This is a genomic window from Aeromonas sp. 5HA1, from assembly GCF_029237245.1.
Lineage (GTDB): Bacteria > Pseudomonadota > Gammaproteobacteria > Enterobacterales > Aeromonadaceae > Aeromonas > Aeromonas salmonicida.
Genome location: NZ_JAACFW010000011.1, coordinates 38516 through 62566, shown reverse-complemented (window position 1 = coordinate 62566; position 24051 = coordinate 38516). Strand labels below are relative to the sequence as shown.

The window sequence follows — 24051 nt, the reverse complement described above, 5'->3', positions numbered from 1 at the left end:
TCGGAGGCCAAGGTGAATCGTTTCGCGCTCGCTCGTCGGGAAGCAGCCCTCTGCCTGCTGCTGACCCTGCTCTATTTCTTTGCCTGGTATGGCACTGCGTATTTCATCCCGGAAGAGATCGAATACTGGGACATGCCACTCTGGTTCCTGCTCAGCTGCATGGTGATGCCGCTGCTGTTCATTGTGTTGTGCGGCCTGATGGTGGATCGCCTGTTTGTGGATATTCCCCTCGATACGCCTCCCCGCAGTGCCAAGGAGCCTCCCCATGAATCTTGAGTTGATGCTGCCCCTGGTCATCTATCTGGTGCTGGTGCTGGGGATCGGTTTCTGGGCCAGTCGCCATCGCACCGGCGGCGACTTCGTGCAGGAGTACTTCATCGGCAACCGCAGCATGGGCGGTCTGGTGCTCGCCATGACGCTGGTGGCTACCTATACCTCGGCATCGTCCTTCATCGGCGGGCCGGGTGCCGCCTACAAGATTGGCCTTGGCTGGGTACTGCTGGCAATGATCCAGCTGCCCACCGTCTGGCTTACCTTGGGGGTGCTCGGCAAGAAGTTCGCCATCATTGCCCGCCGGGTCAATGCGGTGACCATCAATGACATGCTGTGGGCCCGCTACCAGAGCAAGGCAGTTGTCATTCTCGGATCCGTTACTATCATCCTCGCCTTTATCGCCACCATGGTGGTGCAGTTCATCGGCGGGGCTCGCCTGCTGGAGACGGCCACCGGCCTCTCCTACCAGCAGGGGCTGATGCTGTTTGCCAGTTGCGTGCTGCTCTACACCATCATCGGCGGCTTTCGTGCCGTGGTGATGACCGACGCCCTGCAGGGGATCATCATGCTGATCGGCACCGGCGCTTTGCTGGCTGGGATCCTGATTGCCGGGGATGGATTGCCCAGCCTCATCCACCAGCTCAGGGAGATCGACCCCAAACTGGTGAGCCCGACGGGGGCCGGCGACATGCTGACCCAACCCTTTATGCTGAGCTTCTGGATCCTGGTCTGCGTCGGAGTGGTGGGGCTGCCCCACTCGGCCCTGCGCTGCTTCGGCTATCGGGACAGCAAGGCGCTCCATCGCGGCATTCTCATCGGCACAGTGGTCAGTGCCCTGCTGATGTTCGGCATGCACCTGGCCGGTGCCCTGGGCCGCGCCATTCTGCCCGGCATGGACAGCCCGGACAAGATCATGCCCTCCCTGATGATGGAAGTGCTGCCGCCCTGGCTGGCCGGGGTGTTTCTGGCGGCACCGATGGCGGCCATCATGTCCACCATCGACTCCCAGCTGATCCAGGCCTCCGCCACTCTGGTGAAGGATCTCTACCTCAACTACCTCAATCCCAAGCAGGAGAAACTGGAGGTGCGCATTCCTCGTCTCTCCCTGCTCTGCACCCTGATCCTGGGCACGCTCGTATTGCTGGCGGCGCTGCAGCCCCCCGAGATGATCATCTGGCTCAACCTGCTCGCCTTCGGTGGCCTGCAGGCCGTGTTCCTGTGGCCGCTGGTACTCGGCCTTTACTGGTCAAGGGCCAACGGGCCGGGCGCCCTGGCCAGCATGGTATCCGGCATCGTCTGCTATGGCGTACTGAGCCAGTGGGGGATAAAACTGGCCGGACTGCATGCCATAGTACCGAGCCTGGGGCTGGGACTGGTTGCCTTTGTGCTGGTCAGCCTGCTGACTCCGCCTCCCAGTCAGGGGGTTCGGCGATTATTCGAACAGCAGTAACAAAGAGATTAATAAAGGGTTCCAAAACTATCCCCAAATAGGTGTTTTACGGGTAAACTGTGCGCCAAGTCACAAAACTCAGCACCTTTATGCCAGTACAGAACGCCAGACAGACCCTGATCCAGGCCCTGCAACGACTCGGTTACGCCCTGTTGTTGCCGGTCTCCATACTGCCACTGGCTGCGCTGCTCTACCGGCTCGGTCAACCGGATGTACTGGATCAGGCTGTGCTCTCCCTCACGGGGCGCGCCCTGTTCAGCCAGATGCCGCTCATCTACGCGGTTGCCATCGCCTTCGGCCTGAGCCGACAAGGAGAGGGCACTCAGGCGCTGGCCGGGGCGGTCAACTTCCTGCTGCTGAGCTCCGCGCTGGGCACCCTGGCCCCCGGCCTGCATGCAGACATGATCTGCGGCCTGCTGGCGGGGCTCACCACCGCCATCATCTACCCCTGGGTGAAACGGCGCACCATACCTGGCTGGCTGCAGATAGCGCAGGGGGATTTCGCCTGCCTGTGCATCTCGGCGATCGCCTGCCTGTTGCTGGCGTTTCCCCTCTCCCTGTTCTGGCCGCTGCTGGAGCAGGGCATCACGCTGCTGGCCTCGGAACTGCTCACCACCCCACTGGGCGCCTTCTGTTACGGCACCCTCAACCGGCTGCTGATCCCCCTTGGCCTGCATCAGGTGCTGGGCAGTCTCATCGGCCTTGGCGAGAGCAACCTGCAGGCGCTGGCCACCGCCCAGCCGCTGCATGAAGGCTATGTAGCCGGCCTCTATCCCATCATCATGTTCGGCCTGCCGGGCGCCTGCTTTGCCATCTGGCTGCACCGCCAGCGCATGCAGCGACTGCCGCAGGGTGGACTACTGCTCACCCTGGCGCTCACCTCTGCACTATTGGGGATCACTGAGCCCATCGAGTTCCTGTTCGCCTTCACCGCTCCCTGGTTGTTTCTGGCCCATGCCCTGCTGACCGGGTTGTCGCTGGCCATCTGCAGCGGGCTTGGCATCCAGGTGGGCAGCTACTTCTCCGCCGGTCTGCTGGATCTGGTGTTGAGCTATCAGTCCGGCGAGCACAGCTTCTGGCTCATTCCGGTCGGCATCCTCTTCTTCGTCGCCTACACACTGCTCTTCTATCAACTGCTGGAACGAGCGCCTCTGAGCCTGCCGAGCAAGCCCATCGCCAATGAGCACCCACGCTTGGCCAGTGTCGCCCCCTCGGATCCCCAGATGCTGGCGATCCAGTACCTCAAGGCGCTGGGGGGCATGGACAATCTGCAAGCCATGAGCGTCTGCCTGACCCGCCTCAGTCTGCGGGTGTGCGACATAGCGCTGGTGGATCAGTCCCGCCTGCCGGGGCTGGGTTGCCTCTCCTGGATCCAGCTCAACGGCCATCAACTGGTACTGGTGCTGGGCCCCAACGCCAGCCTGATTGAGGGGCAGATCCGCATGCTGGCGGAGCGTCAGTCGGTACCCCTCGGCCTTAAACCCAATCAGGAGTCTGCCAGCCCAGGCAACTGGTAGGCTCAGGCGAACGGCAAGCGCTCTGCGACGAAGTCCATCAGCGAGCGCAAGGCAGGCGCCAGATGTTCCCGGCTCGGGTAGATGAGATAGAAGGGATTGGGCGGTATGGGGTGATCCGGCAGCAATTTCTGCAACCGTCCCGTCGCCAGATCCTCCTGACAGACATGGTGTGGCAACAGGGCAATCCCGCCTTCATGCAATGCCAGCTCCCGCAGCGCCAGCAAGCTGTTGCTGATGCAGGCCCCTTGCGGCCGCCAGCCCCCCTCCTGCAGTGGCCACACAGGCAATGCCGAGTGCACCAGACAGGGGTGAAGCCCCAACTCGGACAACTGCTGCGGCGCGCCATGAGCCGCCAGATAACCGGGAGCCGCCACCAGATGACGCGACACCTGACCAATGCGCTTGCAAATGAGACTGGAATCTTTCAGCGGCGCCGCCCGCAGCGCCAGATCATAACCCTCTCCTACCAGATCCAGTTGATCGTCGCAAAGGGTCAGCTCCAGCACCACCTCAGGATAGAGGGCACGAAATTCCGCCAGGATCCTGCCAAGCAGCAGGGTACCGGTCGCCTCTGGCGCCGTGATCCTTACCCGACCGGCGGGGGCGGCGCGCAGCCGCGCCATCGCCAGATTGGCACTGCGGGCTAGCGCCAGCAGCGCCTGGCATTGCTCCACGTAGATCTCACCCTGCGGGGTCAGGCTGAGCCTGCGAGTGGTACGCTGCAGCAGTCGCACCCCGAGCTGGGTTTCGAGCCGCGAGATCTTCTGGCTCACCGAGGACTTGGGCATGCCAAGCGCCTCGGCGGCACCGGTAAAACTGCCCTGCTCCACCACGGTAGCGAACAGCCCCATCAACTCCAGATCGACATTGTTCATATATTCAAACAGTCTTTACCAATTACCCATCTTAATAAGAATAATTAACCAGACTAGAGTAGCTGGCAATCCCAATCCATCCGATTTGAAAGGAACTGCCATGAAAGCCATTGCCCTGACTCACTACCTGCCAAGCGATCACCCCGACTGCTTTATCACTGCCACCCTGCCCGATCCGATCCCGGGCCCGCGGGATCTGCTGGTGAAAGTGACAGCCACCTCCATCAATCCTGTGGATACCAAGGTGCGCGCCCCCAAGGCCAAAATTGAAGCCAGCCCCCGTGTACTGGGCTGGGATGCAGTCGGTGAGGTCGTTGCCGTCGGTAGCGAAGTGAGCCTGTTCAAGGCGGGCGACAGAGTCTGGTATGCCGGCGACATCAGCCGCCCGGGCAGCAACAGCGCCCTGCAACTGGTGGATGAGCGCATCGCCGCTCTCGCCCCCACCAGTCTGACCGACCTGGAAGCCGCCGCCCTGCCGCTCACCGCCATCACCGCCTGGGAGACACTGTTCGAGCGCATCGGCCTTCACCGCGAGAGCACAGGCAAGCTGCTGATCATTGGCGGGGCAGGTGGAGTAGGCTCCATCGCCATTCAGCTGGCTCGCCAGCTCACCAATATGGACGTGATTGCCACAGCCTCCCGACCAGAAAGCCGTGAATGGTGTCTGGCAATGGGCGCCCATCAGGTGGTAAGCCATCACAAGCTGCAGGAAGAGCTCACCGCTCTTGGCATCACTCAGCTCGATGCCATCTTCTGCACCAATGCTACCGAGCAGCACTGGGATGCCATGGCCAGCCTCATTCGCCCGTTCGGCCACATCTGTACCATCGCCGAATCCAGCGAGCCCTGGGATCTCTCCCTGCTCAAGAGCAAAAGCGCCACCTTCAGTCAGGAATTCATGTTTACCCGATCCCTGTTCCAGACCCCGGACATGATCGAGCAACACAAGCTGCTTGGTCAGGTTGCCTCCCTCATCGACCAAGGGGTGCTCAAGAGCACACTCACCCGCACCCTGTCCGAGCTGACCCCGGTCACCCTGGCCCAGGCCCATGCCGAGGTGGAAGCCGGCCGCATGGTGGGCAAGCTGGTGATCGACATGAGCAGATTTGCAAACTAATCCCTTATAGGTAAAAACTGCACCATCATGGGGTGATTTCACCAGTGACAGGCCCCAACAGTGCACAGTTCATATCAGGCACCAGACAGTCACCACGCAGCATCACCATAAAAACGACATAAAAAAGGGGCCATCCCGCCGGGATGGCCCTAAATACCTGAACGTTGGGGTAACAATCACACACATATCCTTATGCAGGACATACCCATCTTTGCATCTTGTGTGCCAACGCCCCCACTTCCCCCTGTTCCATCCCCTCACGCCTGTCATCCCTACTCGTTTTCCCCGGCCAGCAAAATGCCGAAAAAAAAGCCACCCAAAGGTGGCTGAAAAAAGATGACGGAACTTTCCTAGAGCAAAGCATTCAGCGGGAACAGGTTGCTTCCCGTCACCCAATGAGGAATACATTAACCGTGCCAACTTGGCAGAGTTCTCTTCCTGCGCCATGCAGACATGGGCAAACCACGACAGCACAGGCCCATGATGATAGAATCTCGCGGTTTCACATTTATGAAGAGTCGACGCCATGCCCTGGATACAAATTCGAATCAACGCCACTGCCAAGACAGCAGACAAGGTGAGCAACATGCTGCTGGGGCGTGGAGCCCAGGCCGTGACCTTTATGGATGCCCAGGATGTCCCCGTCTACGAGCCGCTGCCCGGTGAAACCCCGCTCTGGGGTGAGACCGAAGTGATGGGCTTGTTCGATGCCGAAACCGATCCGGCCCCCACCATCGCCTTCTTCCAGCAGATCTTCGGGGAAGACGTGGGCTACAAGGTCGAGCAGCTGGAAGACAAGGACTGGGTGCGCGAGTGGATGGATCACTTCCACCCCATGCAGTTTGGCGAGCGGCTCTGGATCTGCCCGAGCTGGCGCGATGTGCCAAACCCCGATGCGGTCAACGTCATGCTGGATCCGGGTCTGGCATTTGGTACTGGTACCCACCCCACCACGGCGCTCTGCCTGCAGTGGCTGGACGGGCTGGATCTCGCCGGCAAAACCGTGGTCGATTTTGGTTGTGGCTCCGGCATCCTCGGCATTGCCGCCCTGAAACTGGGGGCCGCCCGCGTCATCGGCATCGACATAGACCCGCAGGCCATTCAGGCCAGCCGTGACAACGCCGAGCGCAACGGCGTGGCGGGCCAGATCGAACTCTATCTGCCGGCGGATCAGCCGCAAGATGTCGAAGCGGACGTGGTGGTGGCCAACATACTGGCCGGCCCGCTGCGCGAGCTGGCACCGCTCATCGCCGGCCATGGCAAGCCAGGCAGCCTGATGGCGCTCTCCGGCGTGCTGGAGAGCCAGGCTCCGGAGCTGGAAACCATTTACGGCCAGTGGTTCGACATGGACCCGACTGCGGTAAAAGAGGAGTGGTGCCGCCTCTCCGGCCGCAAGCACGGCTGATGGCAACCACCTCATACAACAAGGGCACCGATGGGTGCCCTTGTTGTTTCCGCCATCCTCTCGTGTCTCCCCTGCTCACTGCCCCACATACAAGCAAAGGCCCGGACTTCGGCCGAACAATCTGGTGCTGCTGCACCACAACAACGCAGCGGCCACACCTTGGCTCCAGACTATAAAACAGCTGTAACCATATGAATAAAAATGACTAAATAACCATATAACTGGATGGCATATCCTTTGCAATTTGCCTCTTCAGAGACTTTCACCATGAACGTCATATTGGAGAAGCGTATGCAGCAACAGGATTGTGCGAAACCGGAACTGAAACGAACCCTGGGGGCTTTTCACCTGTGGGGGATCGCCGTGGGACTGGTCATTTCGGGGGAATACTTTGGCTGGAGCTACGGCTGGGCGCAAGCAGGAACCATGGGCTTTCTGGTCACCTCCCTGCTGGTGGCCGCCATGTACACCGCCTTTATCTTCAGTTTTACCGAGCTGACCACCTCAATTCCCCATGCCGGAGGCCCCTTTGCCTATGCCTACCGTGCCTTTGGTCCGGTCGGAGGATATATCGCAGGCTTTGCCACTCTGGTGGAGTTTGTGTTCGCGCCGCCCGCCATCGCCATGGCGATCGGGGCCTACCTCAACGTCCAGTTTCCGGCCATAGACCCCAAGTGGGTAGCGGTGAGCGCCTATCTCATCTTCATGACCCTCAATCTGGTCGGAGTCGGTATCGCCGCAACCTTCGAGTTGCTGGTCACCCTGCTCGCCATTTTCGAGCTGCTGGTCTTCATGGGAGTAGTAAGCCCGGGTTTCAGCGCCAGCAACTTCATGCTCAACGGCTGGGCAGGCCAGCAGGCATTCAGCCTCGGCGCTCTCCCCGGTATCTTTGCCGCCATCCCATTCGCCATCTGGTTCTTCCTCGCCATTGAAGGCGCCGCCATGGCGGCCGAAGAGGCCAAGGAGCCGAAGAAAACAATTCCGAAAGCCTTCATCGGTGGCATCCTGACCCTGGTCATGCTGGCCATGGGGGTCATGGTGTTCGCAGGCGGCGTCGGAGACTGGCGCCAGCTTGCCAACATCAATGATCCCCTGCCCCAGGCGATGAAGATGATAGTGGGCGAGAGCAGCGGCTGGCTGCACATGCTGGTCTGGCTGGGGCTGTTCGGCCTGATCGCCTCCTTCCACGGCATCATAATGGGCTACTCACGCCAGATCTTTGCCCTGGCCAGGGCCGGTTATCTGCCCGGTGCCCTGGCCTCGGTCAACCGCCGCTTCCAGACCCCCCACTGGGCCATTCTGGCCGGTGGCGTTGTGGGGATCCTGGCGATCTTCTCCGACTCGCTGATCGTCATAGGCGGGCTATCCCTCACCGCCAACATAGTCACAATGGCGGTGTTTGGCGCCATTGTGATGTACATCATCTCGATGGCGGCCCTGTTCAAGCTGCGCCGCAGCGAACCGGCACTGGAGCGTCCATTCAGAGCCCCTCTCTATCCTTTTGCTCCGGCTCTCGCCTTGGGACTGGCAGTACTCTGTCTGGTAGCTATGGTCTATTACAACGGCTTGCTGGCGCTGATCTTTGGCGCCCTTATGCTGGCGGGCTATGCCTACTTCCGTCTGACCCATGATGAAGGGATTGCCGCCAGTGACGGTGAGCTGGTCAAGGCAAGCTGAACCAGGTCCTCTGTGCCCATCAGGAGCAAGGCCACGCGCTGGCCTTGTTTCCCCACCCTGCATCGACGAGAGAGCCCCATGTATCGCACCCAACTGTCACACCACGGCTATCAGTTTCCAGACCTTCGCACCCTGATGGCCAAGGCGACCCCTGCCCGCTCCGGTGACTATCTGGCCGGCGTGGCCGCCCACAGCGCCGAGGAACGCATGGCGGCCAGGATGGCGCTGGCAGACCTTCCGCTCAAAACCTTCCTCAATGAGGCGTTGATCCCTTACGAGCAGGATGAGGTAACCCGCCTCATCATGGACAACCACGATCACGCTGCCTTCGCCCCCATCAGCCACCTGACGGTAGGGGATTTTCGCAACTGGCTGCTGTCTGAGACGGCCAACAGCCAGACCCTGGCACGCATAGCCCCCGGCATCACACCCGAGATGGCAGCCGCAGTCAGCAAGCTGATGCGCAATCAGGATCTGATCCTGGCCGCCAAGAAGTGCCGGGTCGTCACTGCCTTTCGCAACACCATAGGGTTGCCCGGCCACCTCAGCGTGCGGCTGCAACCCAACCATCCCACCGATGATCCTCAAGGGATAGCGGCAGCCATGCTGGACGGTCTGCTGTACGGCGCGGGGGATGCGGTGGTCGGCATCAATCCCGCCAGTGACAACTTGCCCGTACTGGCCAGCCTGAACCAGATGCTCGACGAAGTGATCCAGCGTTTCGCCATTCCGACCCAGTCCTGCATCCTGACCCACGTCACCAACACCTTGCAGCTCATAGAGCGCAATGTGCCGGTAGACTTGGTGTTCCAGTCCATCGCAGGTACAGAGGCTGCCAACCGAGGATTTGGTATCGATCTGGCCCTATTGCAAGAGGCATATGACGCCGCCCTCAGCCTGGGGCGCGGCACCCTTGGCAACAACGTCATGTATTTCGAGACTGGCCAAGGCAGTTGCCTCTCGGCCAATGCCCACCACGGACTGGATCAGCAGACCTGCGAGGCCAGAGCCTACGGGGTAGCTCGCCACTTCAAGCCGTTGCTGTGCAATACCGTGGTCGGTTTCATCGGACCGGAATACCTCTACGACGGCAAGCAGATCATCCGCGCCGGACTGGAAGATCACTTCTGCGGCAAACTGCTGGGGGTGCCGCTCGGCTGTGACGTCTGCTACACCAACCACGCAGAAGCGGATCAGGATGACATGGACACCCTGCTCACCCTGCTGGGCAACGCTGGCCTCACCTTCCTCATCGGCGTTCCCGGGGCGGACGACATCATGCTCAACTACCAGAGCACCTCGTTTCATGACGCCCTCTATATTCGCGAGCTGCTCGGCCTCAAGCACGCACCGGAATTTGCAGACTGGCTGGTGCGGATGCAACTCACCAACCCTGGCGGCCAACTGCTCGATGCCAGCCTGCGTCACCCTCTGTTAACGGCTTTTGGCCAAAGTGGTAAGGTGGCCTGATGAGCAAGGATCCCCATGACATGAGTGACATAGTTCACCTCAATCCCTGGCTGGAACTCAAACGCTACACCTCGGCCCGCATAGCGCTAGGGCGCACCGGGGTCAGCCTGCCCACAGAGGCACTGCTGGCGTTTGGTCTGGCCCATGCACAGGCTAGAGATGCTGTGCACCAGCCCCTGGAAGTGGCCGCCCTGACCAAAGCGCTGCACGCCACAGGACACAAAGTCCTGACGGTGCAGAGCGCCGCCACCAGCCGGGAAGAGTATTTGCGTCGCCCGGACCTGGGCCGACGGCTGAACGATGCCAGCCGCCTCCTGCTGAGCCAGCTCCCGCAAACAGAGGCCGAGCTCGCCCCCCTGGAGTATCAGACCCGGCAGGCTGAAGCCGATCTTGTCATCATGCTGGGTGATGGACTCTCCTCCACCGCCCTGCATCAGAATGCCCTGCCCTTTATCGAGGCACTGCAACCCCATCTCAGGCGCCTTGGGTTGGCCTGTGCCCCTCTGGTGATCGCCAGCCAGGCCAGAGTGGCACTGGGAGATGAGGTAGGGGAACTGCTAAGGGCCCGGGCCGTACTGGTGATGATTGGCGAGCGCCCCGGCCTCTCCTCCCCCGACAGTCTGGGGCTCTACCTGACCTGGCAACCCAGAGTCGGATGCATGGATTCACAGCGCAACTGCATCTCCAACGTACGTCCCGCCGGGCTCGATTTCCCCCAAGCGGCTCACAAGCTGGCCTGGTTGCTGGAGCAGGCCTTCAACCGCCGCTTGACCGGGGTTGCCCTCAAGGATGAGAGCGGCGAGCTGGCCAGCCTGATCGAACACGACGCCCCGCTTTCCCCTTGCCGTCCAGCATGACAACGGGGCGGCCAGCCCGGTCCGCCCCATCACCAATTCCAAACTGAACCACTTGAATCTGCAATGAAAACTGGGCATCGTCTCGCCTGCCCCCGCCAAGAAGCCAAGGGGCGCGCCTCTCCCCCTCAGGACAATTGCTTGATACACAAGAGGAACGGATGAAGATTGCCATTCTGGATGACTATCAGGATCAGGTTCGTCACCTGCCCTGCTTTGCCTTGCTGGCGGGTCATGACGTTACAATCCTCAACCAGAGCGAACCCGATACAGCGCGCCTCGCCGCCATGTTGGAGGGAGTAGAAGCACTGGTGCTGATCCGCGAGCGTACTCGTATCGACGAACAGCTGCTGATGCGGCTTCCCACCCTAAAACTCATTAGCCAGACCGGCAAAATCAGCCAGCATATCGACCCGGCACTGTGCCAGCGGTACGGCGTTGCCGTGGCAGAAGGCGTAGGCAGCCCTGTTGCTCCCGCCGAACTCTGCTGGGCACTTATAATGGCAGCCTCCCGCCATATTCCGGCTTACACTCGCGAGTTGACCAAGGGCCAGTGGCAGCAATCGGGCTCACTCGGCCTGGGACGCACCCTGTACGGTCTGACGCTCGGTATCTGGGGCTACGGCAAGATAGGTCAGCGCATCGCCCGTTACGGCAATGCATTCGGTATGTCTGTGCTGGTATGGGGTAGCGAATCTTCTTGTCAGCGGGCGACACAGGATGGATTCGACGCAGCCCCCAACAAGACAGCGTTTTTCCAACGTGCCGATGTCTTGTCCCTGCATCTGCGGCTCAACGAGCTCACTCGAGCCTGCGTCACCCGTGCCGACCTGGCTCAAATGAAGGCAGACTCTTTGCTGGTCAATACCAGCCGGGCCGAGCTCATTGAATCTGGCGCACTCCATGCTGTGCTCAGTGCGAATCCCACCCGGCGAGCGGCACTGGATGTGTTCGATAGCGAGCCCGCCAACCTGGATAACGAGCCTCTCCTGGCTTTACCCAACGTGCTGGCCACACCGCATCTGGGCTATGTGGAGCAAAACAGCTATGAGCTCTACTTTCGCAAGGCATTTGAAAATGTGCTGGCCTTTGCCGAGGGCAGGCCACAACATCTGGTGATGCCGGCTCTGGGTTGAGGCTCACTCTTATCCTGCTGACAAAGCAGTAATATATGCCTCTATCAGTGCGCTTGCTGCAGGTGGACAGGTCTGCACTGGAGGTGCTGCGCTTGCCACCCAAATCGCCTCATGCCAACCAGAGAGCAGGAATCCCCATGACCGAATATCAGAAGATGATCAGCAGCCAACCCTACAACTGCATGGCGCCGGAGCTGGATGTCCTGCGCCGTGAGACGGCGCGCCGCTATCGCGGCTTCAATCGGGCGGAAGAGGAGGATGAACAGCTGGCGCTGTTGCAGGAGATAGTCGGTGAGCTGGCGGAGAACGCCTTTATCTGCCCACCGTTTTACTGCACCTATGGCCGTCATATCAGCCTGGGGGCGGGCTCCTACGTCAACATGGGGGCCACGTTTCTGGACAACGCACCGATCCGCATCGGCGCCAACGTCATGATAGGGCCGAACGTGCAGATCTACACAGCTGCCCACGCGCAGGCCGCCGATGAGCGCATCCAGGGGGTGGAGACGGCGCTGCCGGTGACCATAGAAGACAACGTCTGGATTGGCGGCGGCGCCATACTGCTGCCCGGCGTCACCGTCGGGCGGGAGGCCATCGTCGGCGCGGGGGCAGTTGTCACCAAAGACGTGCCTGCCGGCGCCCGGGTAGTGGGCAACCCGGCGCGGATCCTGCCTGTCAAAGTGGGGCGCTGACCCATTCCCGCCGCAGGGACCGTCGAGCGGGGCCCACTTCACCTACCAGCAGTGCAGCAACGGCAGGCGTGCTGCAGTCAAAAGGATCCCATAAAAATAAAGCCCAATGTCATGAAGACGTTGGGCTGTAAAAAGGTGCTACGGAATTGCGACTCTCATCGCAGAAAATTAGAAGGGGTCACCTTCTAAACTGGCACAGGGATATTAACGAGGCGCAAACGTTTTACATAGCGTAATCAACCAGGATTGAGAACAGCCTCTCACTATTTAAAAAATTCCCTGCCAAGCCCCATCCCCCTCTTGGCAAGTATTTATTTCTCAGTACAGCCTCAGGTTCGTGAACGCACGAGATAAAAAAGCCCTGACAAGTCAGGGCTTTGGCTGAAATTCAAGCAGCTTAGAAGCGGCGAACAAACTCGCCTGGCGGCAGTTCGCGCAACTTGCGCGCCTCCAGCATGGGGGTGCCGAGGTAGAGAAAGCCCACCAGTTGATCCTCCGGTGCCAGTGCCAGCCCCTTGTTGATCAACTCATCGAAGATGAACCAGCCGGATCGCCAGATGCCGTTGAAGCCCTGGGCTTGTGCCGCCATCTGCATCGCCATCAGGGCGCAACCGGCGGAGAGCTCCTGCTCCAGTTTCGGCACCTTGGGGTGGGCCTGATAACGGGTGGCTACGGCCACCAGCAAGGGAGCGCGCAGCGGCGCCTCCTGGCACTTCTTGATGCTCTCTTCATCTTCGCCACGGGCACGAGCAGCCTCGGCCAGCAGATCCCCCAGCCGCTCACGCCCCTCCCCTTCAAACAGGATGAACTGCCAGGGAGTCAGGGTGCCATGATCCGGCGCGCGCAAGCCCGCCTTGAGGATATTGTCGAGCACCTCACCGCTGGGGGCGGGTGTGGTCAGGCGGCCACAGGAGTGGCGGTTGAGCAACAGAGTGAGGGCATCCATGGGCAAATCCTTGTCAGGGGCTGTGATGGCGCTACCTTAGCACAGCGCACAATGAAGAAAACCCCTGAGGCTCAGGGGTTTATCGCAATATCAGACCAATAGCGGGCCAGGGCGGAGCAACTAGATAACGGCGGCCAGCTCGGCCCCTTGGCGGATCGCCCGCTTGGCATCCAGCTCGGCGGCCACGTCGGCGCCACCTATGATGTGTACCGGCTTGCCTGCCGCCTGCAAACCGGCCTGCAGCTCCTTGAGAGGCTCCTGGCCGGCACAGATGATCACCTGATCCACCGGCAGGCACTGTTTGGCTTCACCTATCTGGATATGCAAGCCTTCATCGTCGATGCCAAGGTACTGGACGCCGGAAAGCATCTGCACCTTGCGGTTCTTGAGCACGGTTCTGTGGATCCAGCCAGTGGTCTTGCCCAGACCGTCACCCACCTTGCTCTCCTTGCGCTGAAGCAGCCAGATCTGGCGTTCGGGAGCATCGATCTCCGGCGTGATCAAGCCACCGCGCTCGCCAAGCTGCTTGTCGATGCCCCACTCCTTGAGCCAGTGATCGCGATGTCCGTCTGTACCGCTATCAGCCTTCTTCTCCACAAGGTATTCGGCCACATCAAAGCCGATACCACCGGCGCCGATCACCGCCACCTTCTGGCCGACCGGTTTGTGATCCCGCAGCACGTCGATGTAATTGAGCACCTTGGGATGCTCAATGCCAGGAATGTTCGGGGTACGCGGGCGTATGCCGGTGGCGAGGATCACCTCGTCAAAGCCGCCACCGAGCAGACTCTCGGCGCTCTGGCGCTGGCCGAGGTAGAGCTCGACGCCGCACTTCTCCAGCCGTCTGGCAAAATAACGAAGAGTCTCGTGAAACTCCTCCTTGCCCGGGATCTGCTTGGCAAAGTTGAACTGACCACCAATCTCGCTCGCCTGATCGAACAGGCTCACCTGATGGCCGCGCTCGGCGGCGTAACAGGCGAACGCCAGCCCGGCCGGACCCGCCCCCACCACCGCCAGCTTCTTGGGCTGGGGCACGCGGCCAAACGTCAGCTCGGTCTCGAAACAGGCGCGGGGATTGACCAGGCAGGAGGCGCGTTTTTGCTTGAACACGTGATCCAGGCAGGCCTGATTGCAGGCGATGCAGGTGTTGATCTCGTCCGCCCGGTTCTCGGCGGCCTTGATGACAAATTCAGGATCCGCCAGGAAGGGGCGCGCCATGGAGACCATATCCGCTTCTCCCTGGGCTAATATGCGCTCGGCCACTTCCGGGGTATTGATCCGGTTGGTGGTGATAAGCGGCACTGTGAGGTGCTTTTTCAGCTCGGCGGTCACCCAGCTGAAGGCACCGCGCGGCACGCTGGTGGCTATGGTGGGAATACGCGCCTCGTGCCAGCCGATGCCGGTGTTGATCAGGGTCACGCCGACCTGCTCCAGCGCCTTGCCAAGGGCTACCACCTCCTCCAGCGTCGAACCCTGCTCCACCAGATCCAGCATGGAGAGACGGAAGATGATGATGAAATCCGTGCCGACCCGCTCGCGGATGGCCCGCACTATCTCCACCGGAAAACGCATCCGGTTCTCATTGCTGCCGCCCCAGCCATCGGTGCGCTTGTTGGTACGCTCGCAGATGAACTGGTTGATGAGATAGCCTTCCGACCCCATCACTTCGACGCCGTCGTAACCGGCCGCCCTGGCCAGCTGCGCGGTGGAGGCAAAGTCACGGATGGTACCGCGGATCTGCCGCTCGCTCATGGCGCGCGGCTTGAACGGGGATATGGGCGCCTTGAGGGCGCTCGGCGCCAGACTGAAGGGATGGTAGGCATAGCGGCCGGCATGGAGGATCTGCAGCGCTATCTTGCCCCCCTCCTGATGCACCGCCTGAGTCACCTTCTTGTGCTTGGCGACTTGCCAGGGGAAGCTCAGCTGTGAGCCGTGGGGCACCAGCCGCCCACGCAGATTGGGGGCTATGCCACCGGTGACGATGAGGCCGACACCGCCACGGGCGCGCTCGGCATAGAAGGCTGCCAGCTTGTCAAAGCCACCCTTCTCCTCTTCGAGGCCGGTATGCATGGAACCCATCAGTACCCGGTTCTTCAACTGGGTAAACCCGAGGTCAAGGGGCGTCAGCAACGTAGGATAAAGGCTCACAATGCCTCCAGTTAATTTTTTGTTATCAAATTGCAGCTAGAGTAAAGAATCAAAAATGCTTTTTCAAACAAATGTTTGGACATTTTTTCAGCGAACAGGCGTATTCCGAAGCAAGAAGGGGTGACAGGGCTATCGATCGCACCGAAGCGGAAATGGCAATTCACCGGCCAACTGGTTAATAATGGTCTTTCTCTACCCATTAACAGGGCGATAACGCGGCTATGTCTATTTTCAAAGGTCTGGGTTGGCTGTTTCGCAGTCTGTGGCGCCTGCTCAATTTCACCCGGCTGATGCTGGTCAATCTGCTGTTTCTCATTCTGGTGCTGGTCATCGTCTTTAGCATCAGCCAGAAAGAAGCACCCAGTGCTCCCATTGAAGGGGCGTTGACCCTCAATCTCAACGGCGTGCTGGTGGAACAGCGCACCCAGACAGATCCCACTGTGCAGTTGCTGCGCCAGGTGGACAGCAGCGACGAGCAGCCGAGCGAGATCCTGCTTTCTGATCTGCTATGGGCCATTCGCAGCGCAAAAGATGACGACCGCATCAAGGCGCTGGTGATCAAACCACAGGGATTGCAAGGCACCAGCTTATCCAAACTGCAGGAGGTGGCTGGCGCCATCGACGAGTTCAAGGAAAGTGGCAAACCTGTCATCGCCATGGCCGACTACTACAACCAGGGTCAGTATCTGCTGGCTGCTCACGCCGATCATGTGCTGCTCAATCAGAGCGGCGCCGTGCTGATTGAGGGACTCGGTGTCTACCAGACCTACTTCAAGTCGGCGCTGGAGAAGCTCAACATTACCCCCCATGTGTTCAAGGTCGGTACCTACAAATCCTTCGTCGAACCCTACACCCGGGACGAGATGTCCCCGGAGAGCAAGGAGGCGAACCAGCGCTGGCTGGATCAGCTGTGGCAATCCTATGTAGCGGACGTGGCCGAGCAGCGGGAGATAGAACCCGAGGCCGTCGCCCCAAGCAAAGATCGTTTCCTCGAGCTGCTGCGCAAGGCCGGCGGCAACGCCGCCAGCTACGCCCTCGACAATGGTCTGGTGGATCAGCTCGCCACCCGTGACGAGATGACCCAGGCAGTCATTAAAGAAGTGGGTGAAAGCAAGGATCACGGCTGGAAAGGGGTTGGCCTGAAAGAGTACCTGGCGGCGGCCCCCGAGCAATATCCCCAGAGTGGCAAGGATGAGGTGGGCCTCATTGTTGCCAGCGGCGCCATCATGGATGGCGTGCAGTCGGCCGGTACCATAGGTGGCGACAGCCTGTCGGAGCTGCTGGCCGATGCCCGCCGTGACGACAAGGTGAAAGCCGTGGTGCTGCGGGTCGACAGCCCGGGTGGCAGCGCCTTCGCCGCCGAGCAGATCCGCGCCGAACTGCTGGCGCTGAAACAGGCAGGCAAACCAGTGGTGATCTCCATGGGCAGTTACGCCGCCTCGGGTGGCTACTGGATCTCAGCCGATGCGGACAAGATCTTCGCCTCCCCAACCACCCTCACCGGCTCCATCGGGGTGTTCGGCATGTTCGCCACCATAGACAAGGCGCTCTCCCAATACGGGGTGCACACGGATGGGGTGGGCACCACGGATTATGTCGGTGTCGGCCTGACCCGCGCCCTGCCTGATCACGTCGGGCAAGCCATTCAGCTGAGCGTGGAAGATACCTATCAGCGCTTCGTCGGTCTGGTGAGCAAGGGCCGTGGCCTGAGCCCGCAAGAGGCGGAAAAAGCCGCCGAAGGCCGGGTCTGGACCGGTCAGGATGCCAAGGCGCTGGGTCTGGTGGATGAGTTCGGTAATCAGGAAGCCGCCATCAAGGCGGCGGCCACCCTTGCCAACCTCAAGGAGTGGCAGGTCACTCCCATAGAAAAAGAGGAGTCAGCCAAAGACAAGTTCCTGCGCCAGCTGTTCGACAGCAGCGCCCAGGCGCTGGCCCCGCACCTGCAAAGCTGGTTGCCGGCCGGATTTGGCAAGGCGTTGGTGGAGGTGAACCGCGGCCTGGATCCGCTGACCCGCTTCAACGACCCCCAAGGCACCTATGCCTTCTGCCCTGTCTGTGTGCAGTAATCGGGCACTCGCAATAAAAAAACGCCTTCGGGCGTTTTTTTGCATCTGGCTCAAGGGACCTGATTCACACCAGCAGGCCGGACTCGTGCCAATGATGCAACTCGGCCAGTACCCGGGTCTCCCGCACCGTCCACTGGGGACAAGGACCCGCCAGCTGGGTCTTGTTGGTTTGCAGCGCATCATCCAGCTCGAACCAGCCAGGGGTGAAACCTAGCCGTACCTCGTAGGGCTGGGGACGAGGTTCACTCCACCCCTCACCGACCCGACACAGGTAATAGAAAGAGCGGATGCAATAGGCGTCATAGTCGGCCTCCCGGGCGGCACGGTACTCCCGCGTCTGGCCGAGCAGGGCGCCGACCTCCACCAGCTCGGCACCACACTCTTCCCGCAGCTCGCGAGCAAGGGCAGTGCCGTGGCACTCCCCTTCTTCAATGCCGCCACCAGGAAACATGAGATCGCCGTTGACCCGGGAGTGCACCAGCAGCAGCCGGTCGCCACGCAGGACTATGGCCCTGACTGTCACGCGCTCCAGCCGGCGGCCATCAATGGCCACTTGGCCGTGCTTCAGCTGGATGTCGAAGGGATGAGGCCAGTCACTGGCCAGTTGTTTTATCTGGTTCATCAGGGATCAGGGACGATAAGTCCCGCTTTTTAGCTGCTCGACTATGGTGGCGGCCTGACTGTCCCAGGCCTCCTGATCTGCCTTGCTCAACGCATGATAAAGGCCCAAACGCTTGGCCGAAACGTCGGGCGTATCCTGAAATGACTCGCTCACCTTGCCCCACAGATACGCCAGACCGTACTCCTTCTGGCCCATGTAGAGGGTGCTCAGAGAGGTGAGGATCCGGCTGTTGACCTTGTCCCCTTCTCCATAGAGGGAGAGGGCATGGTGCATGAGAGTGATGGCTTTCTGTGGGGCACTCTTGGCATACATACCCCCCAGTGCCAGCTGCAGCTCGGGCTCTGTGAGTACTGGCTGCCCCTCCAGCGCCATGAATTGCTCACGGGCCTGCTCGTTAATGTTGTTGGTCCAGTGCCAGAGCAGCAGGTAGGGATCCTGCGAGTTGCGGGTCGCCGCATCGAGCTCGGCCAGCTGATCACCGGCCGCCAGCATGCCTTCCACTCTGGGGCTCTTCTGCTCCCTCGCCGTCTTGTACTCTATGTTGGTCGACCGCTCCGCACACTTGAGATAACGCTCCAGATTGCGCATCAGCTCGTACTTGCGCCTGTCCGTCCCCTCTTCTTGCAGATAGAAGCGGCTGCGGATGATGTCGGTCCGCTCGTAGCGGCACCAGCCATCGTCCACCAGGTCCTGACACAGCTCGGGATGATTGGCACAGATGTTGTGGATCCTGTCATCGTTGCAGGCCATCAGAGTCAGGCCGCAGGAGAGGCCGAGCAGTACGGAACGCAGTGGAAAAGGGGTCATAGTTCACATCTGGTTGGTAACAATGGGAGCCTTGCGCAGCCACCTCTGGCTAGCAAACCGGCTACATATCCATTACAATGCGCGCGCCGTATAAGGCCGCGATTGCAGAATGATATAACGAAATATACACCCCTACACTGATCTGCATTCGACGAATTTCTATTTGCCCCAACAACGTGAAATAAAGGATCTGGTTAATGACCCACGAGCACTACTTGCAGGCGTGGCAGGAGAGCCAGGAGCTCGCCGAAGCCATGCAACCCTTGATAGGTCGCCTCTACCGACAACAAGGCATCGAGATCACCCTCTACGGACGCCCGCTGCAAAACGCCTCCACCATCGATATCCTCAAAGCCCACAGGGTCGTCCGCCGTCATCAGGGCACCCCGCTTCCGATCCAGCAAAGCTTCCCCCTGCTCCAGGCCATCCTGGCCTTGAACCCCACCGCCGCCGAGATCGATCTTGGCAAGCTGGCCGTCGGCTACTGGCAGGATCACCAGGACGAAGCAGGCATTGACGATTACCTGCGTGCCAAGTTGGCGCCAGCACTGGGGCGGTGTGACATCCCGCAACCGACGGACGTGGTGCTCTACGGTTTTGGTCGTATCGGCCGCCTGCTGGCCCGCCTGCTCATAGAGCGTACCGGCGCCGCCAACTCACTGCGTCTGCGAGCCATAGTGGTGCGTGGTGGCCGTGAGGGAGATCTGGAGAAACGCGCCAGTCTGCTGCGCCGTGACTCGGTACATGGCCCCTTCAACGGTTCCATCGAGGTGGACAGTGATCGCAGTGCCATCATCGCCAACGGCACCTTCATTCAGGTGATCTACGCCAGCAGTCCGAGCGACATCGACTACACGGCATATGACATTCACAATGCACTCATCGTCGACAACACGGGTGTCTGGCGCGACGACGCCGGTTTGAGCGAACACTTGAAGGCGCGCGGCGCCGCCCGTGTGCTGCTGACGGCACCGGGCAAGGGCGACATGAAGAACGTGGTGTTTGGGGTCAATCATGAAGTGATCGGGCCGGATGACAAGATCATCTCTGCCGCCTCTTGCACCACCAACGCCATCACACCTGTGCTCAAGGTGATGCAGGACAAGTACGGCATCCGCCACGGCCACGTGGAGACTGTCCACTCCTACACCAACGATCAGAACCTGATAGACAACTATCACAAGGGCGAGCGTCGCGGTCGCAGCGCAGCCCTCAACATGGTGATGACCAGCACGGGGGCCGCCAAGGCGGTGGCCAAGGCACTGCCGGAGCTCAAGGGCAAGCTGACCGGCAACGCCATTCGGGTGCCCACCCCCAACGTGTCGCTGGCCATCATCAACCTCTCACTGGAGCAGAGCACCGACAGGGAGAGTCTCAATGCCTATCTGCAGCAGATGGCGCTAAGCTCGGCCCTGCATCGCCAGATCGATTTTAGCGCCAGTACAGAGCTGGTCTCCTCCGACATGGTGGGTTCCCGCTTCGCAGGCATAGTGGATTCCCAGGCCACCATCGCCGAGGAAGATCACTGCGTCCTCTACGTATGGTATGACAACGAGTTCGGATACAGTTGTCAGGTAGTACGGGTGATGGAGCAGATGGCTGGCGTAGTCCGCCAGGATCTGCCTGCATAGACCGATAGGGTCTACCTGCATAGCCCGCCAGGATCTGCCCGTCTAAGAACCTGGGTTCATGGCTCAATTTTCAAGGAGAAGCCGGATGTCGTTTCAACAGGGTGAGTTTCAACAGGCCATCAGACAGATGCCCAAAGAAGTGTACGAGCGGCTCAAGACAGCGGTCGAGCTGGGCAAATGGCCCGATGGCAAACCCCTGAGCGACGAACAGAAGGCCACCTCCCTGCAGGCCGTGATGGCCTGGCAGGCGATGCACCTCGACAATCCCGAGCACATGAACATAGGCCGGGACGGCGAGATAGTGATGAAGAGCAAGAGCGAGCTCAAGCGTCAGTACCGTGACGAGGAAGAGATAGTGCGGATCGACCTCAGTCACTGAGCCTTGTCGCGAGCCCTGGCTCGCACGCCATAGCAAAGAGGGGAGCCATAATGGCTCCCCTCTTTATTTTCCTCTCCTCCTCATGGTGAGGAGGCCAGAAGCTGTTCACGACCTGTCGCGAGAAGGCGTCAGCAAGGTGAAGAGCAGCGCAGGAACCGGAGTGTATAGGCATACATGAGCCCTCTTGTTCACAAACAAGCGAGCAGCACATGAGCCTTGATCACGGCTTCGCAGCAAAATCGTGGACAGTTTCTCAGGGCGTCAGCTCGCCGCGCAGGGACTGTTGCATCAGCTCGCGGATGCGGGGTGCAGGCAAGTCCAGGCTCAGCAGGAAGTGCAGCTTGGTGAGCGCCGCCTCGGCAGTCATGTCAAACCCCGAGATAACCCCGGCACGGGAGAGCGCATTGCCGGTGGCATAGCCCCCCATGTTGACCTTGCCGTGCAGGCACTGGCTCAAGTTGACTATGATAACGCCGCGGGCAGATGCCTCGGAGAGCAGCGCCAGCATGGCCGGATTCTGCGGCGCATTGCCCACGCCAAACGAGAGCAGGATCAGCGCCTTCACCGGTTGCTGCAATATGTTGGCGATCACCTCGCTGGAGATCCCCGGATAGAGGGTCACCACGCCGATGGGTTGGGGGGTAATGTCGTGCAGCACCAGCGGACGATCGGACGGCTCCCCCAGCTCACCCGCTTCCAGCGAGATGGCGATGCCGGCATTGAGCAGCGGCGGATAGTTCGGCGAATCGAAGGCGTGGAAGCCATCGGCGTGCACCTTCTTGCTGCGGTTGCCACGATAGAGCTGGTTGTTGAAAAACAGCGTCACCTCGTGGATCGGGTAGTTGGCAGCGATATAGAGGGCATTGAGCAGGTTCTGCTGACCATCGGAGCGCAGCTCGGCGAGCGGGATCTGGGAGCCGGTGATGATGACCGGCTTGTGCAGATCTTCGAGCATGAAGGAGAGCGCCGATGCGGTGAACGACATAGTGTCTGTGCCGTGCAGGATCACGAAACCGTCGTATTTCTCGTAGTTGCCTTTAATGTCCTCGGCGATCCGCTGCCAGTCCGCAGGCGTCATGTCGGAGGAATCGATAAGGGGGTCATATTCGTGGATATGGTAATCCGGCATCTCGGGTCGATGAAACTCGGGCATCCGCGCCAGACAGTCTTCCATAAAGCCCGCCATCGGCACATAACCGTGGTCGGAACGCTGCATCCCTATGGTACCGCCTGTGTAGGCAATGTAGATGGACTTCTTCACACCCTCTCCTCTTGATGGACCGGAAACTGGCAAATTAATAAAGGAATAAACCGACGACGTCACACCTGACCGGTTTCCTCTTGTGGGCTGGAAACCGGCGAATTATAGAGACTGGCGCCCCAAATGACAGCCGCGAAATAGCAGATGCCGCCCATAATATGACGCCCATCCCAACAGTGTTAAATGTTGCAACAAACACACACCAAGGCTACTTATATGACAAATATGGATTTAAGTGGTGTTTTTTGCTACTATCCGGCGGATTTTTCGTAAATCTCATCTGGATGCCTGATCAATTCAGGCCCGCATCGATCCCATTTCTGCATGGGACCGGGGCTTGCAGCCCCTTCTTTGTTGGCACCTGAGCCACCCTGATTTTTATCCCGGCTGAATCTCTGAGTCTTCATCAGCGAAAGACACAGCCAATCAACATGGGAGTACTGAATGTTACAACTTGATTCCTACGCCACCCTGGTCGCGGCCACTCTGGTGTTGCTGTTCGGCCGTGTGCTGGTGACCCGCGTCGGGTTGCTGCGCACCTTCAACATCCCCAAACCGGTTGCCGGCGGCCTGGTGGTCGCCCTGGTGTTGCTGTTGCTGCGCTCCACCCTGCAGGTGGAACTGCAATTTGATACCAGCCTGCAAACTCCGCTGATGCTGGCCTTCTTCGCCTCCATCGGTCTCTCCGCCGATCTTGCCAGCCTCAAGCGCGGCGGCAAGGCGGTGATCACCTTCCTGATGGTGGTGACCGGCCTGCTGCTGGTGCAAAACAGCCTGGGGGTGGGTCTGGCGACCCTGCTCGGTCTGGACCCGCACATGGGACTGCTGGCCGGTTCCATTACCCTCTCCGGCGGCCATGGTACCGGTGCGGCCTGGAGCGCCACCTTCTCCGAGAAGTACGGGGTGCAATCCGCCGCCGAGCTTGCCATCGCCTGCGCCACTTTCGGCCTGGTACTGGGGGGCCTCATCGGTGGCCCGGTGGCACGCTATCTGGTGAAAAAAGTGCAGGTGCCCGGCGAGGAGCACAACAAGGACGACGCACCACGGGGCTTCGAGATGCCCGACATGGAACGTCCGCTCACCACCTTCAGCCTGATCGAGACCCTGGCACTGATCGCCATCAGCCTGAAAGGGGGCGAAATGCTCTCCGCCTACCTCAAGGGCGGCGCCTTCGAGCTGCCGGTCTTCGTCTGCGTGCTGTTTGTCGGTGTGCTGCTGCGCAACCTGCTGACCCTGCTGAACTGGCACGAAGTGAGCGATCGGGAAGTCTCTTTGCTCGGCAACGTCAGCCTGTCGCTGTTCCTGGCCATGGCGCTGATGAGCCTGAAGCTGTGGGATCTGGCAAGTCTGGCCCTGCCCATCTTCATTTTGCTGGTCGCCCAGACGCTGGCGATGGCGCTCTACGCCATCTTCGTCACCTTCAGGGTCATGGGCAGCAACTATGACGCGGCCGTGCTGGCGGCAGGCCACTGCGGCTTCGGCCTGGGGGCTACCCCGACCGCCATTGCCAACATGCAGGCCATTACCCAGCGCTTCGGCCCGTCCCACCTGGCGTTTCTGGTGGTGCCCATGGTGGGTGCCTTCTTCATCGACATCATCAACGCCATGGTGATCAAGTTGTTTATGGCCATGCCTTTCCTGTAAGCACGCCACAACCACAAAATAAAAGCCCCGCACTCGGCCGAGTGCGGGGCTTTTTCATTTCAGTCCGGACAGGCTGCAACC

The 24051-nt window shown here is 60.3% G+C and carries 20 protein-coding genes; 14 read left to right on the top strand and 6 right to left on the bottom strand.

Features of this window, described 5'->3' with window-relative positions:
- The first annotated feature begins 12 nt into the window (after window positions 1-12).
- The 3 genes from GWQ27_RS11720 to GWQ27_RS11710 all read left to right on the top strand — a co-directional run bounded on the left by GWQ27_RS11720 (window position 13) and on the right by GWQ27_RS11710 (window position 3240).
- Window positions 13-276, top strand: a complete 264-nt coding sequence (locus tag GWQ27_RS11720; protein ID WP_021138114.1) for a YhdT family protein — start codon at window positions 13-15, stop codon at window positions 274-276.
- Window positions 266-1723, top strand: a complete 1458-nt coding sequence (gene panF, locus GWQ27_RS11715) for a sodium/pantothenate symporter (RefSeq protein ID WP_169047548.1) — start codon at window positions 266-268, stop codon at window positions 1721-1723. Before GWQ27_RS11720 ends, panF begins: the two co-directional genes overlap by 11 nt.
- Window positions 1724-1812: 89 nt before the next feature.
- Window positions 1813-3240, top strand: coding sequence for a PTS transporter subunit EIIC (locus tag GWQ27_RS11710; protein ID WP_159167045.1), 1428 nt, complete (start codon window positions 1813-1815; stop codon window positions 3238-3240).
- 2 nt (window positions 3241-3242) lie between these two features.
- On the opposite strand, the gene GWQ27_RS11705 is transcribed toward GWQ27_RS11710, so the two are convergent.
- On the bottom strand, window positions 3243-4115 hold the full coding sequence (locus tag GWQ27_RS11705) for a LysR family transcriptional regulator (RefSeq protein WP_275907434.1): 873 nt from the start codon (window positions 4113-4115) through the stop codon (window positions 3243-3245).
- 100 nt (window positions 4116-4215) lie between these two features.
- On the opposite strand from GWQ27_RS11705, the gene GWQ27_RS11700 reads away from it, so the two are divergent.
- The 7 genes from GWQ27_RS11700 to GWQ27_RS11670 all read left to right on the top strand — a co-directional run bounded on the left by GWQ27_RS11700 (window position 4216) and on the right by GWQ27_RS11670 (window position 12466).
- Window positions 4216-5232: a zinc-binding alcohol dehydrogenase family protein gene (locus tag GWQ27_RS11700; protein WP_275907433.1), complete on the top strand. Its 1017-nt coding sequence runs from the start codon at window positions 4216-4218 to the stop codon at window positions 5230-5232.
- Between the two features lie 526 nt (window positions 5233-5758).
- Entirely contained in the window at window positions 5759-6637 is an 879-nt protein-coding gene (prmA, locus tag GWQ27_RS11695; RefSeq protein WP_058393732.1) for a 50S ribosomal protein L11 methyltransferase, read from the top strand.
- A gap of 291 nt (window positions 6638-6928) precedes the next feature.
- A complete protein-coding gene (gene eat / locus GWQ27_RS11690) occupies window positions 6929-8314 on the top strand; it encodes an ethanolamine permease (RefSeq protein ID WP_345893545.1) in 1386 nt (461 codons plus the stop codon).
- Window positions 8315-8392: 78 nt separating this feature from the next.
- Window positions 8393-9784, top strand: coding sequence for an ethanolamine ammonia-lyase subunit EutB (locus tag GWQ27_RS11685; RefSeq protein ID WP_058393730.1), 1392 nt, complete (start codon window positions 8393-8395; stop codon window positions 9782-9784).
- On the top strand, window positions 9784-10641 hold the full coding sequence (eutC, locus tag GWQ27_RS11680; RefSeq protein ID WP_275907431.1) for an ethanolamine ammonia-lyase subunit EutC: 858 nt from the start codon (window positions 9784-9786) through the stop codon (window positions 10639-10641). Before GWQ27_RS11685 ends, eutC begins: the two co-directional genes overlap by 1 nt.
- A 158-nt stretch (window positions 10642-10799) precedes the next feature.
- Window positions 10800-11774, top strand: coding sequence for a D-2-hydroxyacid dehydrogenase family protein (locus tag GWQ27_RS11675; RefSeq protein WP_275907430.1), 975 nt, complete (start codon window positions 10800-10802; stop codon window positions 11772-11774).
- Between the two features lie 137 nt (window positions 11775-11911).
- Window positions 11912-12466: a sugar O-acetyltransferase gene (locus tag GWQ27_RS11670; RefSeq protein ID WP_275907471.1), complete on the top strand. Its 555-nt coding sequence runs from the start codon at window positions 11912-11914 to the stop codon at window positions 12464-12466.
- Between the two features lie 397 nt (window positions 12467-12863).
- Here GWQ27_RS11670 and GWQ27_RS11665 read toward each other — a convergent pair whose 3' ends face one another.
- Together GWQ27_RS11665 and GWQ27_RS11660 are read right to left on the bottom strand one after the other, a co-directional pair.
- Window positions 12864-13412, bottom strand: coding sequence for an NAD(P)H nitroreductase (locus GWQ27_RS11665; RefSeq protein WP_087755031.1), 549 nt, complete (start codon window positions 13410-13412; stop codon window positions 12864-12866).
- A 120-nt stretch (window positions 13413-13532) separates the two neighbouring features.
- Window positions 13533-15560 carry an NADPH-dependent 2,4-dienoyl-CoA reductase gene (locus GWQ27_RS11660; RefSeq protein WP_059111388.1) on the bottom strand — a complete coding sequence of 676 codons (2028 nt, stop codon included), beginning with the start codon at window positions 15558-15560 and terminating at the stop codon, window positions 13533-13535.
- A 221-nt stretch (window positions 15561-15781) separates the two neighbouring features.
- On the opposite strand from GWQ27_RS11660, the gene sppA reads away from it, so the two are divergent.
- Window positions 15782-17626: a signal peptide peptidase SppA gene (gene sppA / locus GWQ27_RS11655; protein ID WP_275907429.1), complete on the top strand. Its 1845-nt coding sequence runs from the start codon at window positions 15782-15784 to the stop codon at window positions 17624-17626.
- 64 nt (window positions 17627-17690) lie between these two features.
- Here the strand turns inward: sppA and GWQ27_RS11650 are convergent, their stop codons facing one another.
- Together GWQ27_RS11650 and GWQ27_RS11645 are read right to left on the bottom strand one after the other, a co-directional pair.
- Window positions 17691-18248 carry an NUDIX domain-containing protein gene (locus GWQ27_RS11650; protein ID WP_275907428.1) on the bottom strand — a complete coding sequence of 186 codons (558 nt, stop codon included), beginning with the start codon at window positions 18246-18248 and terminating at the stop codon, window positions 17691-17693.
- Between the two features lie 6 nt (window positions 18249-18254).
- Window positions 18255-19055: a DUF2989 domain-containing protein gene (locus GWQ27_RS11645; RefSeq protein WP_275907427.1), complete on the bottom strand. Its 801-nt coding sequence runs from the start codon at window positions 19053-19055 to the stop codon at window positions 18255-18257.
- A gap of 197 nt (window positions 19056-19252) precedes the next feature.
- Here GWQ27_RS11645 and GWQ27_RS11640 point away from each other — a divergent pair, with 197 nt between their 5' ends.
- The gene (locus GWQ27_RS11640) at window positions 19253-20686 is read left to right on the top strand and encodes a glyceraldehyde-3-phosphate dehydrogenase (protein ID WP_159167054.1); all 1434 of its coding nucleotides are present in this window, start codon (window positions 19253-19255) and stop codon (window positions 20684-20686) included.
- Between the two features lie 85 nt (window positions 20687-20771).
- Window positions 20772-21065 (top strand): DUF1315 family protein, encoded by a 294-nt coding sequence (locus tag GWQ27_RS11635; RefSeq protein WP_005317709.1) that lies wholly within the window; start codon window positions 20772-20774, stop codon window positions 21063-21065.
- Window positions 21066-21318: 253 nt separating this feature from the next.
- Here the strand turns inward: GWQ27_RS11635 and ansA are convergent, their stop codons facing one another.
- Window positions 21319-22326, bottom strand: a complete 1008-nt coding sequence (ansA, locus tag GWQ27_RS11630; protein WP_021138095.1) for an asparaginase — start codon at window positions 22324-22326, stop codon at window positions 21319-21321.
- Window positions 22327-22770: 444 nt separating this feature from the next.
- Between ansA and gltS the strand changes: the two genes are divergently transcribed.
- Window positions 22771-23970: a sodium/glutamate symporter gene (gene gltS, locus GWQ27_RS11625; protein WP_021138094.1), complete on the top strand. Its 1200-nt coding sequence runs from the start codon at window positions 22771-22773 to the stop codon at window positions 23968-23970.
- Window positions 23971-24051: the final 81 nt, after the last annotated feature.